17 protein-coding genes and 1 pseudogene are annotated in these 19,100 nt (G+C 42.1%); 9 read left to right on the forward strand and 9 right to left on the reverse strand.

The annotated features are described in order from the left end of the window. Positions 1-207, reverse strand: a 207-nt coding sequence (locus AAFM34_RS03030) for a hypothetical protein (RefSeq protein ID WP_341659864.1), incomplete at its 3' end; no start/stop codon positions are given. A gap of 1 nt (position 208) precedes the next feature. On the opposite strand from AAFM34_RS03030, the gene AAFM34_RS03035 reads away from it, so the two are divergent. Further along, positions 209-880, forward strand: coding sequence for a hypothetical protein (locus AAFM34_RS03035; protein WP_341659866.1), 672 nt, complete (start codon positions 209-211; stop codon positions 878-880). A 76-nt stretch (positions 881-956) separates the two neighbouring features. Here AAFM34_RS03035 and sohB read toward each other — a convergent pair whose 3' ends face one another. Next, a complete protein-coding gene (gene sohB, locus AAFM34_RS03040; protein WP_341659868.1) occupies positions 957-2,018 on the reverse strand; it encodes a protease SohB in 1,062 nt (353 codons plus the stop codon). Positions 2,019-2,107: 89 nt separating this feature from the next. Here sohB and AAFM34_RS03045 point away from each other — a divergent pair, with 89 nt between their 5' ends. The 4 genes from AAFM34_RS03045 (at position 2,108) to AAFM34_RS03060 (ending at position 8,136) form a co-directional block, all read left to right on the forward strand. Continuing rightward, positions 2,108-2,851, forward strand: coding sequence for a YciK family oxidoreductase (locus AAFM34_RS03045; protein ID WP_341659870.1), 744 nt, complete (start codon positions 2,108-2,110; stop codon positions 2,849-2,851). Positions 2,852-2,971: 120 nt separating this feature from the next. Then, positions 2,972-3,646: a translesion DNA synthesis-associated protein ImuA gene (gene imuA, locus AAFM34_RS03050; protein WP_341659872.1), complete on the forward strand. Its 675-nt coding sequence runs from the start codon at positions 2,972-2,974 to the stop codon at positions 3,644-3,646. After that, entirely contained in the window at positions 3,646-5,049 is a 1,404-nt protein-coding gene (locus AAFM34_RS03055; RefSeq protein ID WP_341659875.1) for a DNA polymerase Y family protein, read from the forward strand. The genes imuA and AAFM34_RS03055 overlap by 1 nt, the downstream gene beginning before the upstream one ends. A gap of 15 nt (positions 5,050-5,064) precedes the next feature. Continuing rightward, complete coding sequence (locus tag AAFM34_RS03060; protein ID WP_341659877.1) at positions 5,065-8,136, forward strand: error-prone DNA polymerase; 3,072 nt, start codon at positions 5,065-5,067, stop codon at positions 8,134-8,136. Positions 8,137-8,224: 88 nt separating this feature from the next. Here AAFM34_RS03060 and AAFM34_RS03065 read toward each other — a convergent pair whose 3' ends face one another. Both AAFM34_RS03065 and AAFM34_RS03070 read right to left on the reverse strand, forming a co-directional pair. Then, positions 8,225-9,172: a chemotaxis protein CheV gene (locus tag AAFM34_RS03065; protein WP_341659879.1), complete on the reverse strand. Its 948-nt coding sequence runs from the start codon at positions 9,170-9,172 to the stop codon at positions 8,225-8,227. A 125-nt stretch (positions 9,173-9,297) separates the two neighbouring features. Then, the gene (locus AAFM34_RS03070; protein ID WP_341659881.1) at positions 9,298-10,515 is read right to left on the reverse strand and encodes an ROK family protein; all 1,218 of its coding nucleotides are present in this window, start codon (positions 10,513-10,515) and stop codon (positions 9,298-9,300) included. 284 nt (positions 10,516-10,799) lie between these two features. On the opposite strand from AAFM34_RS03070, the gene pyk reads away from it, so the two are divergent. Next, positions 10,800-12,242, forward strand: coding sequence for a pyruvate kinase (gene pyk, locus AAFM34_RS03075; protein ID WP_341659883.1), 1,443 nt, complete (start codon positions 10,800-10,802; stop codon positions 12,240-12,242). Between the two features lie 20 nt (positions 12,243-12,262). Here the strand turns inward: pyk and AAFM34_RS03080 are convergent, their stop codons facing one another. Together AAFM34_RS03080 and AAFM34_RS03085 are read right to left on the reverse strand one after the other, a co-directional pair. After that, on the reverse strand, positions 12,263-13,417 hold the full coding sequence (locus tag AAFM34_RS03080; protein ID WP_341659885.1) for a patatin-like phospholipase family protein: 1,155 nt from the start codon (positions 13,415-13,417) through the stop codon (positions 12,263-12,265). A 9-nt stretch (positions 13,418-13,426) separates the two neighbouring features. Then, positions 13,427-13,519, reverse strand: a complete 93-nt coding sequence (locus AAFM34_RS03085) for a YnhF family membrane protein (RefSeq protein WP_341659887.1) — start codon at positions 13,517-13,519, stop codon at positions 13,427-13,429. Positions 13,520-13,651: 132 nt separating this feature from the next. Between AAFM34_RS03085 and AAFM34_RS03090 the strand changes: the two genes are divergently transcribed. From AAFM34_RS03090 to AAFM34_RS03100, 3 genes are all read left to right on the forward strand, one after another. Continuing rightward, on the forward strand, positions 13,652-14,245 hold the full coding sequence (locus AAFM34_RS03090; RefSeq protein WP_341659889.1) for a porin family protein: 594 nt from the start codon (positions 13,652-13,654) through the stop codon (positions 14,243-14,245). A gap of 481 nt (positions 14,246-14,726) precedes the next feature. Beyond that, positions 14,727-16,193 (forward strand): sodium-dependent transporter, encoded by a 1,467-nt coding sequence (locus AAFM34_RS03095; protein ID WP_341659891.1) that lies wholly within the window; start codon positions 14,727-14,729, stop codon positions 16,191-16,193. After that, the gene (locus tag AAFM34_RS03100) at positions 16,190-16,291 is read left to right on the forward strand and encodes a MetS family NSS transporter small subunit (protein WP_341659894.1); all 102 of its coding nucleotides are present in this window, start codon (positions 16,190-16,192) and stop codon (positions 16,289-16,291) included. The genes AAFM34_RS03095 and AAFM34_RS03100 overlap by 4 nt, the downstream gene beginning before the upstream one ends. A 55-nt stretch (positions 16,292-16,346) precedes the next feature. Here AAFM34_RS03100 and AAFM34_RS03105 read toward each other — a convergent pair whose 3' ends face one another. The 3 genes and pseudogenes from AAFM34_RS03105 to AAFM34_RS03115 all read right to left on the reverse strand — a co-directional run. Continuing rightward, the gene (locus tag AAFM34_RS03105; RefSeq protein ID WP_341659896.1) at positions 16,347-16,772 is read right to left on the reverse strand and encodes a hypothetical protein; all 426 of its coding nucleotides are present in this window, start codon (positions 16,770-16,772) and stop codon (positions 16,347-16,349) included. A 168-nt stretch (positions 16,773-16,940) separates the two neighbouring features. After that, positions 16,941-18,437 carry a PTS glucose transporter subunit IIBC gene (gene ptsG / locus AAFM34_RS03110; RefSeq protein WP_341659898.1) on the reverse strand — a complete coding sequence of 499 codons (1,497 nt, stop codon included), beginning with the start codon at positions 18,435-18,437 and terminating at the stop codon, positions 16,941-16,943. Positions 18,438-18,923: 486 nt separating this feature from the next. Continuing rightward, positions 18,924-19,090, reverse strand: a pseudogene (locus AAFM34_RS03115) (TatD family hydrolase); the annotation flags it as partial. Positions 19,091-19,100 lie beyond the last annotated feature (10 nt).

Consider the following 19,100-nt stretch of genomic DNA (forward strand, 5'->3'; position numbering starts at 1 on the left):
ACCACCACCACCACCACCGCCACCTCCAATGACAGCAGCAGTATCACCGCAGATAACACAAAGCAGTACAACCTCGACAGCAGGGGAGAAATCTGGGGGGAGCTTGCAAGAACAATTAGCTGCAAAAATTGCGGCTAAGGCAGCAAAAGCATCCGAATCAAGGGCTAGTGAGAGTTCGAACCAAGCAGCTAAGACAACAGAGTCCAATATGACCAGTTTCGAAACAGCCTGTCGTGAGTTAGCTGATACATTTGGTTTCACTTTAGACGCTGTTCAATACATGAGTACACTGGCAACAAAGACAGATTTAAAAGACCCAAGTGATATCCAACAGTTTCAGGAAAAGTTCAACTCAGATAATGATTTCCGTCAAAACATCACTGATAAGGCAGTTCTGAATATACTTGTAGCTCCATTTTATGCGAGCCATAAAGAACAAGTAACACAGTTTAATCAACAAGTAGAAAGTAAATTAAAAGATGGCGTTAAGTTGGATCTGAAACAGGAATTTTCAAAGTTCCAGAATCAGCTACCAATAGACAATGCAGTACTGGGAAATACCGTCCGCTCACATTATATGTCTTCAGATGAAAGCACGTTAAATTCATTGGTAAAGGCTAACAACAAATTATTAACGAAAAAATACCCTCAAAAAAGCAATGATCTGCAAGTTAAGTTGAGTGATATTAGTAATGCTAGACTCAATGAACCTAAGACATACCTCTCTCTTCTTCAAGGTGGATTGACGAGTAAGGAATCACCGCGTGATAAAGCCGAAAACTTAGTTGATCAACTCACGAGTACTGTAGTTGAGCTCGATGATAAAGATAAAGGTATAGTCAAAGCTAGACTGGCTGCTCTACTAGCACAAATGAGCTGATAGCTCATTTACTTTCATTGTGAGTCACATACATAAGCCCTCAAAACGAGGGCTTACTTTTAATTGCGACTAGGCATTACACTATCGGACGTTGGCCTCGATCGATAAGCTTCAACAAAACATTATCAGCGGCTTCTCCCGCCAAGCCCGCTAGCTTTGATGTAAGCTTTTTCTTCTCAACATAACGAATAGATAATACGGTCTTATCTTTACAAGCCGCTACTACCAAATCATCAGAGGTGCTAACTTCATCAACAAGACCTAGCTCATGCGCTCGAATACCGAACCAGTGCTCTCCAGTTGCAACTTTCTCCAACTCTAAAGACGGTCGACGTTCACGGATAAAGTCTTTAAACAAATCATGAGTGTCTTCCAACTCTTGCTTAAATTTATCGCGAGCTTTATCTGTATTTTCACCAAACATGGTCAGAGTGCGCTTATACTCTCCAGCGGTCAGTTGTTCATAATCAATATCATGCTTTTTCAAAAGCTTATTGAAATTTGGTAGCTGCGCGATCACTCCAATTGAGCCCACGATTGCGAAAGGAGCAGAAACCAACTTATCTGCGATACAAGCCATCATGTAACCACCACTGGCAGCAACTTTATCAACAGCAATAGTTAATGGCAACTGAGCGGCTTTAATACGATCCAACTGAGAAGAAGCTAATCCGTAGCCATGAACCATACCGCCGCCAGATTCTAAACGCAGTAGGACCTCATCTCCCTCTCTTGCAACAGAAAGAATCGCTGTGACTTCTTCTCGCAGTGAAGACACTTCTTTAGCATCAATGCTTCCTTTAAAATCAAGCACGAATAAGTGAGGCTCTCTTTTACTATCTAGATCCCCTTCTTTTGACGCTTGTTTTACTTCCTTTTCTCTGGCTTTGAGCTTTTCTTTTTCCTGCTTCTTTTCCGCTTTATCACGCGCTTTAAGAAACGCAGAGTCATGCAAGTGATGTTCAAGCTGCTCGACCGTCTCTTTATTCTGCTCAGTCAGATTGGTGATTTCTAACTCACCTTTTGCCGCACCGTTTTTTCCGCCTACGGTTTTAGCAACCACTAACAGTGCAATTACGGCAACGACCACGGTTACAATCTTGGCCAAAAACAGCCCATAGTCCAACAAAAATTCCAATGTAATATCCCCTAAGATGCGAATTAGTGTATTGTAACCATCATCCTACTGATTCATAAAGCAGAACGTAACAATTAAGGACATATGACGTGAATTATTCTATTCCCTCAGATGCGTTACAAGGAAAAGTCATACTTGTAACAGGCGCTGGTGACGGCATCGGAAAGCAAGCGGCTTTATCCTATGCTCAACATGGTGCCACTGTCATATTGCTAGGCCGCACAGTCAAAAAACTTGAACAGACTTACGATGAGATTGAAGCACAAGGCCTTCCCCAACCAGCCATCATTCCTCTGGATATGAAAGGAGCATCTAAACAAAACTATCTCGATATGGCCGACACTATTGGCAGCCAATTCGGTCGCTTAGATGGCGTTTTACATAATGCCAGCCTGTTAGGTGTATTGAGCCCGTTCGATCAGATCGGTGAAGAAACATACGATGATGTAATGCAGGTGAATGTCAAAGCGCAATTTTTAATGACTCAAGCTATATTACCACTTCTGCATAAATCCAATCACGCGAGCCTTATTTTTACTTCTTCCACTGTGGGTCATAGCGGACGCGCTTTTTGGGGAACGTATGCCATGTCAAAGTTCGCAACCGAAGGTATGATGCAAGTCCTAGCCGATGAGCTCAGCGATTCTCATATCCGAGTAAATGCGATTAACCCTGGCGGCACAAGAACAGGAATGCGTGCAAAAGCTTACCCTGCTGAAGATACCGATTTGCTCAAAACACCGCTAGATATTATGCCTTTGTATCTCTATTTGATGTCGAATCAAAGTCAGGACATCACAGGCCAATGTATTGATGCTCAACCCAAAAAATAAATCCTTCTTTTATTCAACGCCTTGTTAACAAACAAGGCGTTTTTTTACCCGTTTACCTACCCTGTCTCTTGCCGATTAATAATAAAAACATATACTGCATGTATATACAGGTATTTTGTTATGTATGAATTAATCGAACATCTTAAGAAAAAACAATGGCTTTGGCAGGGAAGCTCTGAACTGCAATCTAAAGGAGCCTATCCAACCGGTTATGAGCTTTTAGACGAAAGGCTAGAGGGCGGCTTCCCGCATCATGGCGTCGTAGAGTTACACTCAAGCTCTGGTATAGGAGAGCTTCGATTATTATGTCCTCATCTAAGAAATAACCATAAAGGGAGGCTATCCGTATTCATTCAGCCTCCAGGCAATCTCTCAGCACAACACTTAATTGCCCAAGGCATTGATCTAAACTATACCCTATTGCTCTACCCAAAAACTTACAAAGAAGCGTTATGGGCCGCTGAGCAATGCCTTAAAAGCGGAGCTTGTAGCAATGTACTTCTATGGCAAAATCAACTAGAAGTACATCATGTTCGCCGCCTTCAGGTTGCCAGTGAAACAGGTACTAGCCTGTCATTTTTGTTTAAACAATCCAGCACTCTTTTCTCTCTACCTGTTAGTTTGAGCATGACACTTGTACCACACGCTCATGGGTTAGAAATAACCATCACTAAACGTAAAGGAAGCTGGTCACATTCAAGTTTTTTAATCGACATGAGAACTTACTGGCCCGATCTTGCTGAAAAAGAACGTCAAAATGTCGTGTTACCTTTTCAGAGGCGTAAGCAAGGCTGATGAAGCAATTGTGGCTTTACCTGCATTTTCCAAAATTACAACTGGATACTCTGTATTCAGACAAGGATCTTCAACCTCTAGTGGTTCTTGATACGAAGTGCTTTCAAATCGTACAGTCGAATAATACGGCTCAACAGCAAGGCATTCAGAATGGTATGGGCCTTGGCAGCGCAAGCACACTTTGCCCATCACTTTTAGTGCATCCTTATGATGAAAGCGTCGAACAGCAAGCTCTTTTAGAGATCGCCCAATGGCTTTATCTTGTCACCTCTGATCTCGTCTTATTTCCACCTAAAGGACTTTTACTTAAACTAACAGATATGCTTACTCTATACGGTGGGCTTGAGTCTTACTGGCATATTGTTTCTCACCACTTACAATCCCTCAACATTGAATTTTGTTATGCCACGGGTTTTTCTCCATTTTCAGCTATTTTACTAACCAAATTAGGTTCAAACTTTCTCACAGAAGACCAAGATGACATCAACATTAACCTGAGAGCTTGTCCTATTTCTGCAACAGAACTGAGTAAAAAGCAGGTTGAAAAGCTGTCTCGTGTTGGTGTGATTACACTGGAGGATTTACTTAAGCTTCCAATGCCTGAAATTGCTAGAAGATTCGATATTGAACTAGTGAATTACATTGGCAAGCTGACGGGTCAATTCAAACACCCAGTGGATTTTTACCATCCACCAGAAGAGTTCCATCACTGCCTAGAGCTACTCTTTGATATCGATAATAGGCAGTGGCTAGAAAAGCCCCTGAGAAAACTGCTTGTCAAGCTTGAGCACTTCCTTACATTACGTAGCCAAGTCGCGTATGAACTTGAATTACAACTGCACCAGCGTGACACCACATCAGAGGTCGTTACTTTAACATCAGCATGTGGTGACTACCTAGCTGATAGGTGGGAAAAGCTCAGTCAGCTGACTATGGAATCTCTGCAACTTAATGGTTCTGTCTATGCTCTAACACTTAAAGTCATTCGTAGCGGTGAACTTAAATCTATCAGCCAAGATATTTTCTCAGGCTATAAAGGCCAACAAACACCTCTCGAACTTATCACAACACTACAAGCCAAGTTAGGTAAAACGCGAGTATGTAAGATCGCGCCAACTGATGATCCGAGACCAGAAAAATCTACCGTACTTTGTTGTCCAGAGAAGACGGTTTCAAATGACTCTCGAACAACTGGACTAAGACCCTCATTCGTACTCAAAACCCCAGAACTCTTAGTCGACAAAGTCACCATTTTGCATGGTCCTGAACGTATAGCTACTGGATGGTGGGATGGTGAAGATGTCACCCGAGATTACTTCATTGCGCGCAGTAAAAACGGTCGTTGGTTATGGGTATTTCGAAATCAGAAAATGCAATGGTTTCTCCATGGTATATTTAGCTAAGCAAGAGATTAAGACATGAAATATGCTGAACTGTTTTGCCAAACTAACTTTTCATTTCTCACTGGCGCTTCTCATGCAGAAGAGCTGATTCTACAAGCAGACTTTCTGCGTTACCATTCGCTTGCTATTACCGATGAATGCTCTGTTGCTGGCGTTGTAAAAGCTTACAATGCAATCAAAACACATAAGCTCAATATTCAGCTCATCATTGGTAGCATGTTTTGGCTACATCAAGAATGTCAGATCATCTTGCTTTGTCCAAATCGCAAAGCCTATGCTGAGTTATGTCGGGTTATCACCAATGCGAGAAAACGCTGTCAAAAAGGACATTACCAACTCGCCGAATGGGACTTGATGTCAATACGCCACTGCCTCATTGTCTGGCTACCTAACCACACACAAGACAATCCAAAGTGGGGACAGTGGTTGACTCAGCACCATCAACCTAGGCTGTGGTTAGGCGTGCAGCGCCATCTAGGCTCAGATGATAAGCAGTACCTTACTCACTGTGAGCAACTTGCTCAAAATCTCAAGTTACCTATTACCGCTGTTGGCGGGGTATTAATGCATACTCCAAGTCGGCTACCTTTGCAGCACGTCTTAACCTCAATTCAGCACAAAAGCAGCGTTGAAAATATCAGCCGACACCTTTTAAGTAACTCTGAGCGAAGTCTGCGTAGTAAAGACAAGCTTTCTCGACTATTCAAAGCACAATGGCTGAACGAGAGCATACATATTGCCAAACAATGCCATTTTAGTTTATCGGAATTGCAATATGAATATCCAAGTGAACTTGTGCCTGATGGTATAAGTGCAATGTGCCACCTGAAAAATTTGGTTGCAAAAGGAAAGCAGCGACGTTTTCCTAATGGTATACCTGATGAGATTGAAAATACTATAGATAAAGAGCTCAATCTCATTGAAAAGCTTAACTATCCATATTACTTTCTAACCATCCATGACATTGTTCAGTTTGCCCAGAAAGAAAATATTCTCTACCAAGGAAGAGGTTCTGCTGCTAATTCTGTTGTCTGTTATTGCCTCGAAATTACTGCTGTAGACCCAAGGCAGATTTCCGTTCTTTTTGAGCGATTCATCAGTGAAGAGCGTGATGAGCCGCCCGATATTGATGTCGACTTTGAGCATGAACGCCGTGAAGAAGTCATTCAATACATTTATCAAAAATATGGCCGAGAGCGAGCAGCACTTGCCGCTACCGTGATCACTTATCGATTTAAAAGCGCAGTCAGAGATGTTGGTAAGGCGCTTGGGATTGAAGAGGCTCAACTCGACTATTTCATCAAAAATGTTAACCGTCGCGATCGCGATCTTGATTGGCAAGCGCAAATTGTTGAACTTGGTTTGGAGCCAAATTCGCTCAAAGGTGAGCAATTTATTTCCTTAGTTAATAGTATTCTTGGGTTTCCTCGTCACCTTTCACAGCATGTCGGCGGTTTTGTTATTGCAGCAGGTCCTCTTTATGAATTAGTCCCTATTGAAAATGCAGCCATGGCTAATAGAACCGTCATTCAATGGGACAAAGATGACCTTGAGAGCCTTAAGTTGATGAAAGTAGATGTGCTTGCATTGGGTATGCTCAGCGCGATTCAAAAATGCTTTAAACTGGTTAAACGCCTACATAATCAATCATTAACTATCGCACATATTACTAATCTAGAAGACGATAGAAATGTATATGAAATGATTCAACAAGCAGACACCATAGGCGTCTTCCAAATTGAATCTAGAGCACAAATGAGTATGCTACCTAGACTCAAACCAAAGACTTATTACGATTTAGTTATCCAGATAGCCATAGTCCGGCCTGGTCCAATCCAAGGGGATATGGTCCACCCTTTCCTCAAACGGCGAAACGGTCTGGAGTCTGTCACTTATCCTTCAAAAGAAGTGAAAGAAGTGTTATCACGCACAATGGGCGTACCTATTTTTCAAGAACAGGTGATCAAATTAGCTATGGTAGCCGCTGGCTTTACTGGTGGTGAAGCAGATCAGTTACGCCGAGCTATGGCCTCTTGGAAAAAAAATGGCAAGTTACTCAAGTTTCGGAAAAAACTGATCCAAGGAATGCAAAATCGTGGTTATGAGACAGTATTCGCTGAGCGCATATTTGAGCAGATACTTGGCTTTGGTGAATACGGTTTTCCAGAAAGTCACTCTGCCTCATTCGCCGTGCTAGCCTACTGCTCTGCATGGCTAAAGTATTACCATCCAGAGGTTTTTTATACCTCGCTCCTCAATAGCCTTCCGATGGGGTTTTACAGTGCATCCCAATTGGTCCAAGATGCAAAGCGTCACAAGATCACCATCCTACCCATTTGTATAAATCATTCTCTCCATGACCACCAAGTGGTGCAACATAATGGCGGATTAGCAATCAGGCTCGGCTTTCGTCAAATCAAAGGCTTTAGTAAGCATACTGGTCAACGTCTTCTCAAAGCTCGCGGGTCCACAGTATTCCAAAATCTAGCACAACTGAAAAGCATTGGTTTAACTAAGCAAGAGTTAGAACAACTTGCCTCAGCTAACGCTATGTCATCGATTGCCAATAACCGCTTTCAAACTCGCTGGGAAATAATGGATTCGTTATCAGATTTACCTTTATTCAAAGAGTTACAAGAGCCTAAAGAAAAGGGGCTGCTTTACCCGTCTGAAACACAAACCTTACTGGAAGATTATGCTGCAACCAACCTCTCCCTTAACAAGCATCCGATAACACTTCTAGAGAAAGCCAACAAGCTCGGACGATTTACTCGCGCCTGCAATCTGATACAACTTCCCCATCGCTCCCTTGTGACTATCGTCGGTGTTGTGACAGGTAAGCAAGCTCCCGGAACTGCTGCAGGTGTCACTTTCCTAACGCTAGAAGACGATACTGGCAATATAAATGTTATCGTTTGGCAGGCAACAGCTCGAGCTCAAAAGAAAGCTTATTTAACAGCCAAGATTATGATGGTAAAAGGGATATTAGAGAAAGAAGGTCAAGTCACCCATGTGGTTGCTGGCAAACTAATTGATATCACGGATAGACTTAGCGGCTTGACCACACACTCACGTAATTTCCACTAATTTCAAACATAAAATAAAGGTTAGGCCAAAATGCAGAAATACGCGCCGAGATTAAAAGCTTGTGGGTTAAGTAAAGGTGATGACATCACTAGCTCGACAGCACATCTCGCAGCCTATCTTGTGCAACCTGAACCAACAAGTCTGGTTGGAATTTGGATATAAAACGGTCACAACCTACTTTCTTAACCATGGCATCGTTAAAGCTACCACTGAGAGAAGTATTCAAAGTGACGTAAAGATCCTTGAGCTTGGGATCATTACGGATCTCATAGGTAAGTTTATAACCATCCATCTCTGGCATTTCCGCGTCTGTTATCATTAACAGCAACTCACGCGGGACGTCTTTACCTTCTTCGGTCCATTGTTTTAGAAGCTTCAATGCTTCAAGTCCATCACAACACTCTAAAATGTTGAGCCCCAGTTGTGATAAACACCCTTTGACCTGAGAGCGCGCTGTAGAAGAGTCATCCACAATCAGAACATTTCGACCCACCATTTGAGCCGCAAGCTCTTCATCAAGCACACCTTCAGAGATGGAAACATCATACTCAATGATTTCTGCCAAAACTTTCTCGACATCGATTATCTCAACAATCGCCTGATCCTCATTATCTTTAATGTGGGTAATTGCCGTTAAGTAATTGGCTCGACCAGCACTCTTTGGCGGGGGTTGAATTTCCGCCCACGTCGTATTGATAATGTTGCGCACTTGACCAACTAAAAACCCCTGAATGGACCTATTGTATTCTGTGATAATAAGGTTATATTCCACATCTTCTTCACGAAGAGGAGGAAAACCAATGGCGCCGCGAAGGTCAATCACTGGTACTGGAACCCCGCGCAGAGACGCAACGCCAGTAATATGATGATGACAACCCGGCATCTTAGTCAATGGGGGAACTTGAATTACCTCACGAACTTTAAATACGTTGATCGCAAAGATCTGCCGACTGTTTAGACGAAATAGCAATAGCTCAAGCCGGTTCTCACCCACCAAGTTGGTTCGCTGATCAACGCTATTTAAAACTCCAGACATACGACTTCTCAACTACTATGTAATATATCAAAAATAGACTAAAGCTGGCCTAAACCAAAATAAACACGTGCAACTAAAATGCTATATGTTCACAAAAAAGGTATAAATACCCATAATAACAAAAGCTAACCTTCAATAACTTTCATTAATAATAAACCATCATAAAGAGCTTGTTTGATTAAAGCTGCGCCTGGCATTGTTGCTTGCTTGTAAAAACGAGATTCTACAACTTGTAGGCCTTGCTGATAGACAGGTAGACTTTGCTCCTTTATACAATTTTGAATCGCCGGATACAAAATATTTTTCGCTTGATTGATTGCCCCGCCTATCAAGACCTTCTCTGGATTAAACAAATTAATCACTATCGATATTGCAGTTCCCAAATAACGACCAAGTTTTTCTATTACCTCGACCGCTAAGGCATCACCATTAGCAGCGGCTTCACAAATGTCTTCAACAGAAACTTCATCAATGCTCGATAGTATTGACTGCTCTCCTCTAGCAAGCCGCTCAGTTACCTCATCTCGAATAGCTTGAGAGCTCGCGACTGTTTCTAAACAACCTCTATTCCCACAATGACAAGGTTTACCATGGGGATCTATTTGGATATGGCCTAATTCACCAATATTTCCATGACGTCCAAGAAGAACACGGCCATCAAGAATAATACCCGCTCCGAGACCATGGTGAATTGAAATAAGTACCGAGTTTTCATTATCTTGTGAATGACCAAATAACCTTTCTGCCAAAGCCCAAGCTCGCGTGTCATTAGCAATAAAAACTGGCAACCCCGTAGCTTTGAATATTTCGGGGCCTAGAGCAAGGTTTTCAACGTTATAGTGGGGCATTTGCATGACAATACCTTTCTCTGAATTGACCAGTCCAGGTAAGGTTAAAGCTATGCTGGTTACGCGACCAAGTTGATCCGAGTAGCTCTGAAAAAACTCTTCAATTTCATGTAACAACCGAGCTAAAACATCCTCTTGATCGATTTCATGAATATCAATCTTGGTATCGATAAGCACTTCACCGCCCAGCTCATGTAACGCAATCGTGAGATAACCACGCCCAAGACGCATAGAGAGAAATTGCCAATCTTTATTATTGACCTGTAGACCAACCGCAGGTCGCCCGCGACTGGTTGCTTCCTGAACTGTTGTCTCGTGAATCAAGTGAGCTTCAATCAATTCACGAGTGATTTTAGTAATGCTGGCAGGGGCCAGCTCACTCTCTTTGGACAAATCAATTCGGGAAATAGGACCTTTTTGATCGATGAGTTTATATACACGGCCAGCATTGACCTGCTTAATGTGGTCAATATGACCTGGTTGAGCCATGTACATAGGGTGCTCCAAATATCAACAACATCGCGATTTTTTTACTTTGCGAAGTAATTGTGAAGGACTTTACTAAATTGCCGTGACAGCCATCACGGATAAAGATGATTGTTTGAGCGTTTCATCAAATTGCTAAACAAATCCGACATTTGACACTATATTTTTTTGCATTAATAAATATGTACACAGTTAATTGTCTATATCTCCCACAACTCAGTATTTTGCTTATACTCAAATAAGGCTTGCGTCGAAAAAGCCGTTTCACTCCTAATGTGATCAAGGAAGATGTCATGACCTGTATTCAAAGAAGAACGAAAATAGTCACTACTCTAGGTCCTTCAACAGACAAAGAGGGCATGCTGGAAGAAATTATAAAAGCGGGTGCGAATGTCGTTAGAATAAACTTTTCTCATGGTTCGGCCGAGGAGCATGTCGAAAGAGCAACACAAGTACGCAGTATTGCTGCCAAATATGGAACTCATGTGGCAATACTTGGTGATCTTCAAGGGCCCAAAATACGTGTTTCAACGTTCAAGGACAACAAAATCCATCTTTCAGTCGGCGATACTTTTGTACTCGATAGTGACTTACCACAAGGTCAAGGAAATCAGAACTCTGTCGGGCTCGATTACAAAGAGCTCCCCCAAGATGTCACCACTGGTGATATCTTGCTCCTCGATGATGGTCGTGTACAACTAGAGGTCACTAAGGTATCAAGAAACCAAGTGATCACTGAAGTCATTGTCGGTGGGCCACTATCAAACAATAAAGGTATTAACAAAAAAGGCGGTGGTTTATCAGCCGATGCACTAACAGAAAAAGACAAAAATGATATTAAAACTGCCGCCAGAATCAAAGTAGACTATTTGGCTATTTCCTTCCCGAGAAATGGCGAAGATATGAAGTATGCCAGACGTCTTGCCCTTGATGCTGGCCTTGAAGCCAAGCTTGTCGCCAAGGTAGAACGTGCAGAGACCGTAGAAAGCGAAGAAAACATCGATGATATTATTCTCGCCTCAGACGCGGTTATGGTTGCCCGTGGAGACTTAGGAGTTGAAATTGGTGACCCAGAGCTGATTGGTGTGCAAAAACAACTCATCCGCAGAGCAAGAAGCCTTAATCGAGCTGTCATTACTGCAACGCAGATGATGGAATCTATGATTGAGAACCCAATGCCAACACGAGCAGAAGTCATGGATGTCGCAAATGCAGTGTTAGACGGAACCGACGCTGTCATGCTATCTGGCGAGACTGCAGCAGGAAAATACCCTCTCGAAACGGTTCGTTCAATGGCTGAAGTCTGCCTAGGTGCAGAGAAAATGTCAGCCATCAACCGCTCGACATACAGAATGGATACCGTCTTTGAAACATGTGTAGAAACCATTGCTATGACGACCATGTTTGCAGCCAATCATTTAAAGGGCGTTAAGGGAATCGTTACACTCACAGAATCAGGCTGGACTGCACTTATGATGTCGAGACTCAGTTCAGGATTACCTATCTTTGCCTTATCGCGTAATGAGAGTACTCTGAACCAAGCCGCCCTATACCGAGGGGTGACACCCGTTTATTTTGATTCAACAAGTGATTCAGGATTGTCTACCGCCAAAGATGCCGTTCAGCGCTTAAAAGATAAGGGCCTACTCCATGATGGAGACCTTGTGATAATTACTCTCGGAGACGTAATGGACGTGGTCGGTTCAACTAATTGTATGCGAATACTATCCGCCTAATGCGCTTATACGCTGTAGAGTTAGTTATGGTGAAAATGAGAAGTTATTCTGGTCGATACAGAAGCGTACGTTTCAACAAACCGGAATCCAGCGTCAAGTCCCATTTGATAGTCATGCAGTAAAGCCTCTCTTTCACTCATCAAAGAGTTCGATAAAAGTGGCTTTGCTGGCTTTATCTGAACGATGAAGCAATCATCAGGAGGATTGTGTAAAAAGTCTTGGGTTAGGGAATATGTCTGGTAATGAACCATCAGCATATCTGCGAGTCCAGAGTCAAACTTCTCTCCCAGTAGATAACTTAATCTATAAATATCTTCAGCGCCAAACAGCCATCGACCACCATTAAGTGCTTCAAGATGAACATGCCTGAGCTTTTCTTCTTTCGAACGCTGCAACTGCTCAGTGAAAAAACTTGCCCAATCTTCCTTCCAACTTGACAACTTCTGCTGCCATCTTTCTTGAATAAGATTGAAAGAACCTCTATACCATTGCGTGTCTTCAGCGCGCATTTCTTCTTCAACTTCAGTTTCTAAGTCCTCTCCTTCTGTTCTTATTACAATGATACAACGAGCTTCTTTACGCCAAGCTTCTTGAACAGGAATGGATGCCGATACCCCCCCATCAACATATATCCCATGTTCAAACTCAACCGCTTGGTTATACAGTCTAGGAATCGCACAAGTGGCAATCATCACCTTTCGCCAGTCTTCTTGCAACATGGGCAAATAATGATCGAATAAACGGCTGGTATCAGTCACCGCCGCAAAAGCTTTTCTGTCACGTAATACTTTTCTACCCATATCTATGTCCAACTTGTATGGATAGTCGCTGATTTTATCCACCGCCCAATCTATTCCAAGGTGCTGCTTACGTCTGATATAACGAAATAGATTGAAAAACAGAGGATCAGTAGTGAGATCAAGGATGAAAGCACGACCTATGCCTCTCTGACGACAGAGAAAGCCACATAGGTTAAGCGCTCCGGCAGAGGTACCATAAAAAACATCAAACGGGTCAAAATTAGAGAGGAGAAAAGCGTCAAGTACGCCAGAAGTAAAGATACCACGTTGACCGCCGCCTTGAGCCACAAGCGCATTTTTACCCCCTGTGTACTTGGCAAGGCGATCAAGGTCTAATTCAATAGTCGCACCTGTAACAATGCCGCTATTGCTCATAAGTCAGGCCTAAACGGAAGTAATAGCGACCAAACCAAAACCAATTAGTATAGTAAACACGATTACTGTGATAAGTATCGCATACTTTAGCTCAAGCTCCATAAACACCTCCTTGTTATGTAACAAAGTAATAACACCCTTGTGAGCTATCTTCAAATATTCCTTTTTTTTTGTGCGTATTTATGATGTTAGTATCACAATTACCAAAACGTCTTGTTCCAAGGGACTACTAAAATGAGTAACAAGATTAGATATTCTCTCGTCATAATAATAACTTATATTTCAATGCCTGTTTTAGCTGATATTTATCTGACTCCTTGGGTAGGATACACAGGAGGTGGAAAAGTCGTCGCTCAAAATGAGATGATTTATGATTTAGAGGGCTCAGAAAGTTATGCAATCACTGGAGAAATTGATTTAGAAGATGGACGAGTTGGGGTTTTCTATTCTAACCAAGACACAAGCGTCGACTCCATAAACTTAGATTCAAAAATTCATTATTTGCAATTCCAAAGTAGCATCTACTACCCGACAGAAGAAAAAGTCTCATTTTACCTTGGTATTGGATTGGGCGCTTCGTATATAGATGCAGACTGGGTAGACGATGAGTTGGGATTCTCAGCAAGTATTTTTGGAGGGTTTGAATACCGCTTCCACAAAAATTTAGCTCTAAATTCCCAACTACGCTGGCTAGGAACTGTGGTTGATAATGATACCAGTGGTGTGTGTAACTTATCCGCTTCTGAATCCGACAACTGCATTATTAAGTTTAAAACAGATTGGATGAACCAATTTTCTGCCAATTTAGGGCTTACTTGGAATTTCTGAACTTGACGAGGAGATCCTCTACACGGGCTTAAGCTTAGGTCAAACTATCCCTGTTCATTATGGTGACTTTCTAGGTTTTTGTTGGTAATCATCGACTCTAAACTAAACGGATGTCACACCCTACGCTTCATTTATTTTATTCACTTACCTAATTTAGGTTAACTGCAAGATATTAAGTTACTTTTTACACATCTATGCTATTGCGTTAAGTCATTTTAGTAGTTAATCTTTTTATTACATAAAGCTGATTATTTCAGATTTGGTAAACACACATCAAACAAAGAAGCATAAAAACCTAATGTAAGGCGAATTTATCAGTACATATAGCTACCCAGCTATTTATTAGCAGTGAGTTTTTATTTAAAATGCCACCTAGAAAGGCATATCCACTTCTATGTACTGGATGCGACAAGCTAACGTTCAGCTAACGCATCGTTTTCATCGCTTTACTCATAGGATATTGGATTTACAGGAGTCCTATATGAAAAGAGAACAGTGGGGATCCCGAGCTGGCTTTATACTGGCCGCAGTGGGATCAGCGATCGGGTTGGGAAACATATGGCGTTTTCCATACATGGCTTACGATAACGGTGGCGGAGCTTTCTTTATTCCCTATCTTTTTGCCATGATCACAGCAGGTATTCCCTTCATGATACTCGAGTTCAGTATGGGGCAAAAATACCGTGGAAGTGCACCTAGAACCCTTGCAAAAATTCATTCGAAGTTCGAATGGCTTGGATGGTTTCAAGTAGGTGTCGCCGCAGTCATAGCCGTGTACTATGTGGCCGTCATTGGTTGGGCTATTTCTTACTTTAGTATGTCTTTCAACCAAAGCTGGGGCACAGATACGAATGCTTTCTTTTTCAAAGAGTACTTAGCACTGGGAGACAACTCTCCAACTAACTTAGGCGACATTCAGTGGAAAATAGCCGCTGCTATGGCTATTGCTTGGGCTATCACATATGCGGCTATTGTTGGTGGTGTGAAATCAGGTATAGAGCGCGCTTCAAAAATTATGATGCCAATCCTCTTTATTTTGGTTATTTTGCTTATTGCTAGAATGGTTTTTCTTCCAGGAGCACTTAACGGCATAAACTACATGTTTGAACCTGACTTTAGTAAGATATGGGATGTAAAGGTGTGGGCGGCTGCATATGGACAGATATTTTTCACGCTGAGTATTGGATTTGCCATCATGCTCGCTTATTCCAGTTATTTGCCTGAAAAGTCAGATATTACAAATAATGCTTTTATGACTGTCCTCATTAATTGTGGATTCTCAATTTTAGCCGGTATTATGATCTTTTCGGTCCTGGGTTATATGGCTTTCGAGCAAGGAAAACCTCTAACTGATGTGGTTTCTGCAGGTGTTGGCCTAGCGTTTGTTACTTTGCCCGCAGCAATCAACTTACTGCCTGCACCTTATATCCTAGGGCCTCTGTTTTTCTTTGCCCTTGTTGTTGCGGGGCTGAGCTCGCATATTTCAATTATGGAAGCGGTAACGTCCGCAATCATGGACAAATTAAACTGGAGCCGGAGAAAAGCGGCAACAATAGTCATAGGTATAGGCGTTTTTGTATCAATGGCCTTTGCAACCAATGGCGGACTGCTACTTCTCGATCTAGTTGATCATTTTGCCAACAATGTCGGAATTATGGCTGGTGGCTTAGTGGAAATTGTCTTGATGGCATGGCTTTTAAATAGAGTGGCTGATGTGCGTCAATACGCTAATGATATCTCGGATTTTTCAATCGGAACTTGGTTTATCATCTGCCTTAAGTTCATTACTCCAATAATGCTAGCCATTATCCTAGTAACCAAACTACACACACTATTTACCGAAGGTTATGGTGACTACGATCTCACTTTAGGCTGGGCAATGATAGCTGCGCTATTTGTCATTGGTATTTTAATTAATGCGACGAGTAAACAAGAGGAATCACTATGACCACTGGAGCAATTGTCATGATGGTACTAGGGCTGGGGCTTACTTGGGGCGGCGCTGCCATATGTATTATAAGAGCAATGAATAAGAAAGAATCATAAGTTTCCTTTCCGATTAAAAGTGCCGACATAGCTATGTCGGCATTTTTTTGATGAGCTAGAATGTATACTTAACGCCAAGTGCTCCACCAATCTGTAGCTCTGCGCCACTATGTAAGTCTAGTTCTGGGTGAACTTGACCATACATATCCCAGTTTTTGTGGAAGTTCCAGTTCACGCCAAGAGGAACTCGAGCTCCGAACTCATCATGGTCCCATTCACTCCAAGCACCTGCGCCGACATACCAAGTAAAAGGTACATCCGCATCAAACTTTCCTCTGGCAAAAATGTAATCGAAAGCTGCGCCATCATTACCTAAAGTGAGACGATACTTATCATCCAGTTCAACAACAGCGCTCAAATCTTGATCAAACGCCATACCTGCAGACCACTGATGGCTGCTTTCACCTTCAGCTAACACTGTCGTACTCACAGATAAAATGGTACCAAGCAAAGCGGCTCTGACTAGATTATGTGTCTTCATTACTCTCTACTCTTATCTAATAAAACAGCGTTCAAATCTACAGATAAGAAACTACCATATGTCAGACTAAAGTTAAGGTAAGTGATAAATTTGATAATTTTTAATCGATTTAGATTGGATTAAAAAAGGAGGCTAATGCCTCCTTTTTTCACACGAGATGTAAGTAAATTAGCCGTTGTTACGGATCCACTCATCCATTTCTGTTTTAAGGTTGTCTGACTTAGTGCCAAATATTGCTTGAACACCACCAGCAACCACAACAACACCAGCAGCACCCAGCTGTTTTAGCTTGTCTTGGTCAACTGCTTCAGCGTCTGCAACTGCAACACGTAAGCGAGTAATACATGCATCCAAGCCAGTGATATTAGCTTTACCACCAAAGGCAGCAACAAGCTCACCAGCAAGCTCAGAGCCAGATGCTACTGCCTCTTCTAGCGACTCATCTTCACGTCCAGGAGTCTTAAGATCCAGAGCTTTAATCACTACACGAAACACAACGTAGTAAATAACCGCATAGACGACACCTGTCGCTACCATTAGACCGACTTTTTGAGCGTTGCCTGAAAGAACAAGGAAGTCAATCAAACCGTGTGAGAAAGACGTACCGTGCACAAAACCAAGAGTGTTTGCTACCACGTACGCTGAACCCGCTAACAAAGCGTGGATACCGTATAAGATTGGAGCAACAAACAGGAATGAGAATTCAATCGGCTCTGTAATACCTGTAAGGGATGACGTCAATGCCGCCGAAGCCATAATACCCATAACCTTTACTCGATTCTCTGGTTTAGCAGAATGAGCAATAGCAATCGCTGCTGCAGGTAGACCAAACATCTTGAACATATAACCACCAGCTAGCTGTCCAAAGCCATTACCAGCAGCACGAGATGCTTCATCAGCCACTAAGTAACAGGTAAGAACACCAGTTTGAGGTTCACCAGCTGCATTTACACAAGAGCCAGCTTCAAAGAAGAAAGGTACGTTCCAAACGTGATGCAAACCAAATGGGATTAAAGAACGCTCAACAATACCGTAAATACCGAAAGCTACCTGTGGATTTTGGTGTGCTGACCAATCAGAGAATGACTGCATAACCGCTGCAACAGGAGGCCAGATCACAGACAGAATAAGTGCCAATGCAATAGCTAGAAAACCAGTGATAATTGGAACTGCGCGCTTACCGGCAAAGAAGCCCAAGTATTCTGGAAGCTGAATTTTAAAGAAACGGTTAAAGGACCAAGCTGCAATACCACCAACTAGAATACCGCCAAGCACGCCCGTTTCGTAACGTTTTAAGATCAACTCTACCGCTTTGTCATCTAATACGTTTCCAGCCGCAAGTGCCGCTGCTTTAGCAGACTCCACATCTAACTGAGCAAGCGCTCCTAGAGTAGCTGTCATGATGCCATAACCGACAATGGCTGCTAGACCAGCAACACCATCGTTATTGGTAAAGCCAAGTGCAACACCGACTGCAAATAAAAGCGCCATTTGGCCAAATACAGAACCACCCGCTTGTGCCATCAGATTCGAAACAATCTCTGGAATAAAGCTTAGATTGGCTGCACCAACCCCAAGCAAGATACCTGCAACAGGTAATACTGATACTGGAAGCATCAGAGCCTTACCCACTTTTTGCAGGTTAGCAAAAAGATTCTTAAACATATATATGCTCCTGAAAAATTATAAGAATTCTTGGGTTCTAACGGCACACCCCCGTAGCCTTAAATGTTAGCACCCGTGGAAAATGTAACCACATATGACAGTATATTTTCCGGCTCTAAATATATATTGATGGTAAACAAACTTTCTAGCGGCTTACGAAAATAAGTTTCAAACTAATAGATAGATCACAGTCTAAAAGTAGGGTGTTTTGCACAAAAATTCCAATAAACCACTGAAAACAATAGACTTAAATAGTGATAATATTAATTTTACAGTAAAAATAAAATCACCAAGCTTGTTATTTCACGTAACAAAATTACATCTCAGACCTATTCACACCACGAGTTCAACATTTTTCGTAAACAAGCATAATATTTCTCATTATCGTGATATTTAACATGGAAAAGTGACCTTTTGTTCTTTTTCCACTCAATTCTTTTTTCTCTTCGAGAAAAAAGAATTTGGGAGTTTTGGCTAGTTTCAAGCCTATTTCTGATGACGACACTCCCTGAACTGTACTACGTAGTATGCAACCTTTATAGGCATAGGCTGGTTAGCTTTCCAAGGAGAGGCACAGAGGCTAAATATTGGGAGTCCGTCTCTATTAATATGAGTTCTAAGGGAAGCGCTTTAACAACCTCTTTCAATTCGGTTGTGTTTAAA

The organism is Vibrio sp., assembly GCF_038138445.1.
Taxonomy (GTDB): domain Bacteria; phylum Pseudomonadota; class Gammaproteobacteria; order Enterobacterales; family Vibrionaceae; genus Vibrio.

Bases quoted from the DNA above. Each gene is read 5' to 3' on its own strand.
- ptsG (WP_341659898.1), bottom strand. From the start codon at position 18,437: ATGTTTAAGAATCTTTTTGCTAACCTGCAAAAAGTGGGTAAGGCTCTG.
- AAFM34_RS03095 (WP_341659891.1), top strand. From the start codon at position 14,727: ATGAAAAGAGAACAGTGGGGATCCCGAGCTGGCTTTATACTGGCCGCA.
- pyk (WP_341659883.1), top strand. From the start codon at position 10,800: ATGACCTGTATTCAAAGAAGAACGAAAATAGTCACTACTCTAGGTCCT.
- imuA (WP_341659872.1), top strand. From the start codon at position 2,972: ATGTATGAATTAATCGAACATCTTAAGAAAAAACAATGGCTTTGGCAG.
- AAFM34_RS03090 (WP_341659889.1), top strand. From the start codon at position 13,652: ATGAGTAACAAGATTAGATATTCTCTCGTCATAATAATAACTTATATT.
- AAFM34_RS03070 (WP_341659881.1), bottom strand. From the start codon at position 10,515: ATGTACATGGCTCAACCAGGTCATATTGACCACATTAAGCAGGTCAAT.
- AAFM34_RS03055 (WP_341659875.1), top strand. From the start codon at position 3,646: ATGAAGCAATTGTGGCTTTACCTGCATTTTCCAAAATTACAACTGGAT.
- AAFM34_RS03105 (WP_341659896.1), bottom strand. From the start codon at position 16,772: ATGAAGACACATAATCTAGTCAGAGCCGCTTTGCTTGGTACCATTTTA.
- AAFM34_RS03060 (WP_341659877.1), top strand. From the start codon at position 5,065: ATGAAATATGCTGAACTGTTTTGCCAAACTAACTTTTCATTTCTCACT.
- AAFM34_RS03080 (WP_341659885.1), bottom strand. From the start codon at position 13,417: ATGAGCAATAGCGGCATTGTTACAGGTGCGACTATTGAATTAGACCTT.
- AAFM34_RS03065 (WP_341659879.1), bottom strand. From the start codon at position 9,172: ATGTCTGGAGTTTTAAATAGCGTTGATCAGCGAACCAACTTGGTGGGT.
- AAFM34_RS03035 (WP_341659866.1), top strand. From the start codon at position 209: ATGACCAGTTTCGAAACAGCCTGTCGTGAGTTAGCTGATACATTTGGT.
- AAFM34_RS03085 (WP_341659887.1), bottom strand. From the start codon at position 13,519: ATGGAGCTTGAGCTAAAGTATGCGATACTTATCACAGTAATCGTGTTT.
- AAFM34_RS03100 (WP_341659894.1), top strand. From the start codon at position 16,190: ATGACCACTGGAGCAATTGTCATGATGGTACTAGGGCTGGGGCTTACT.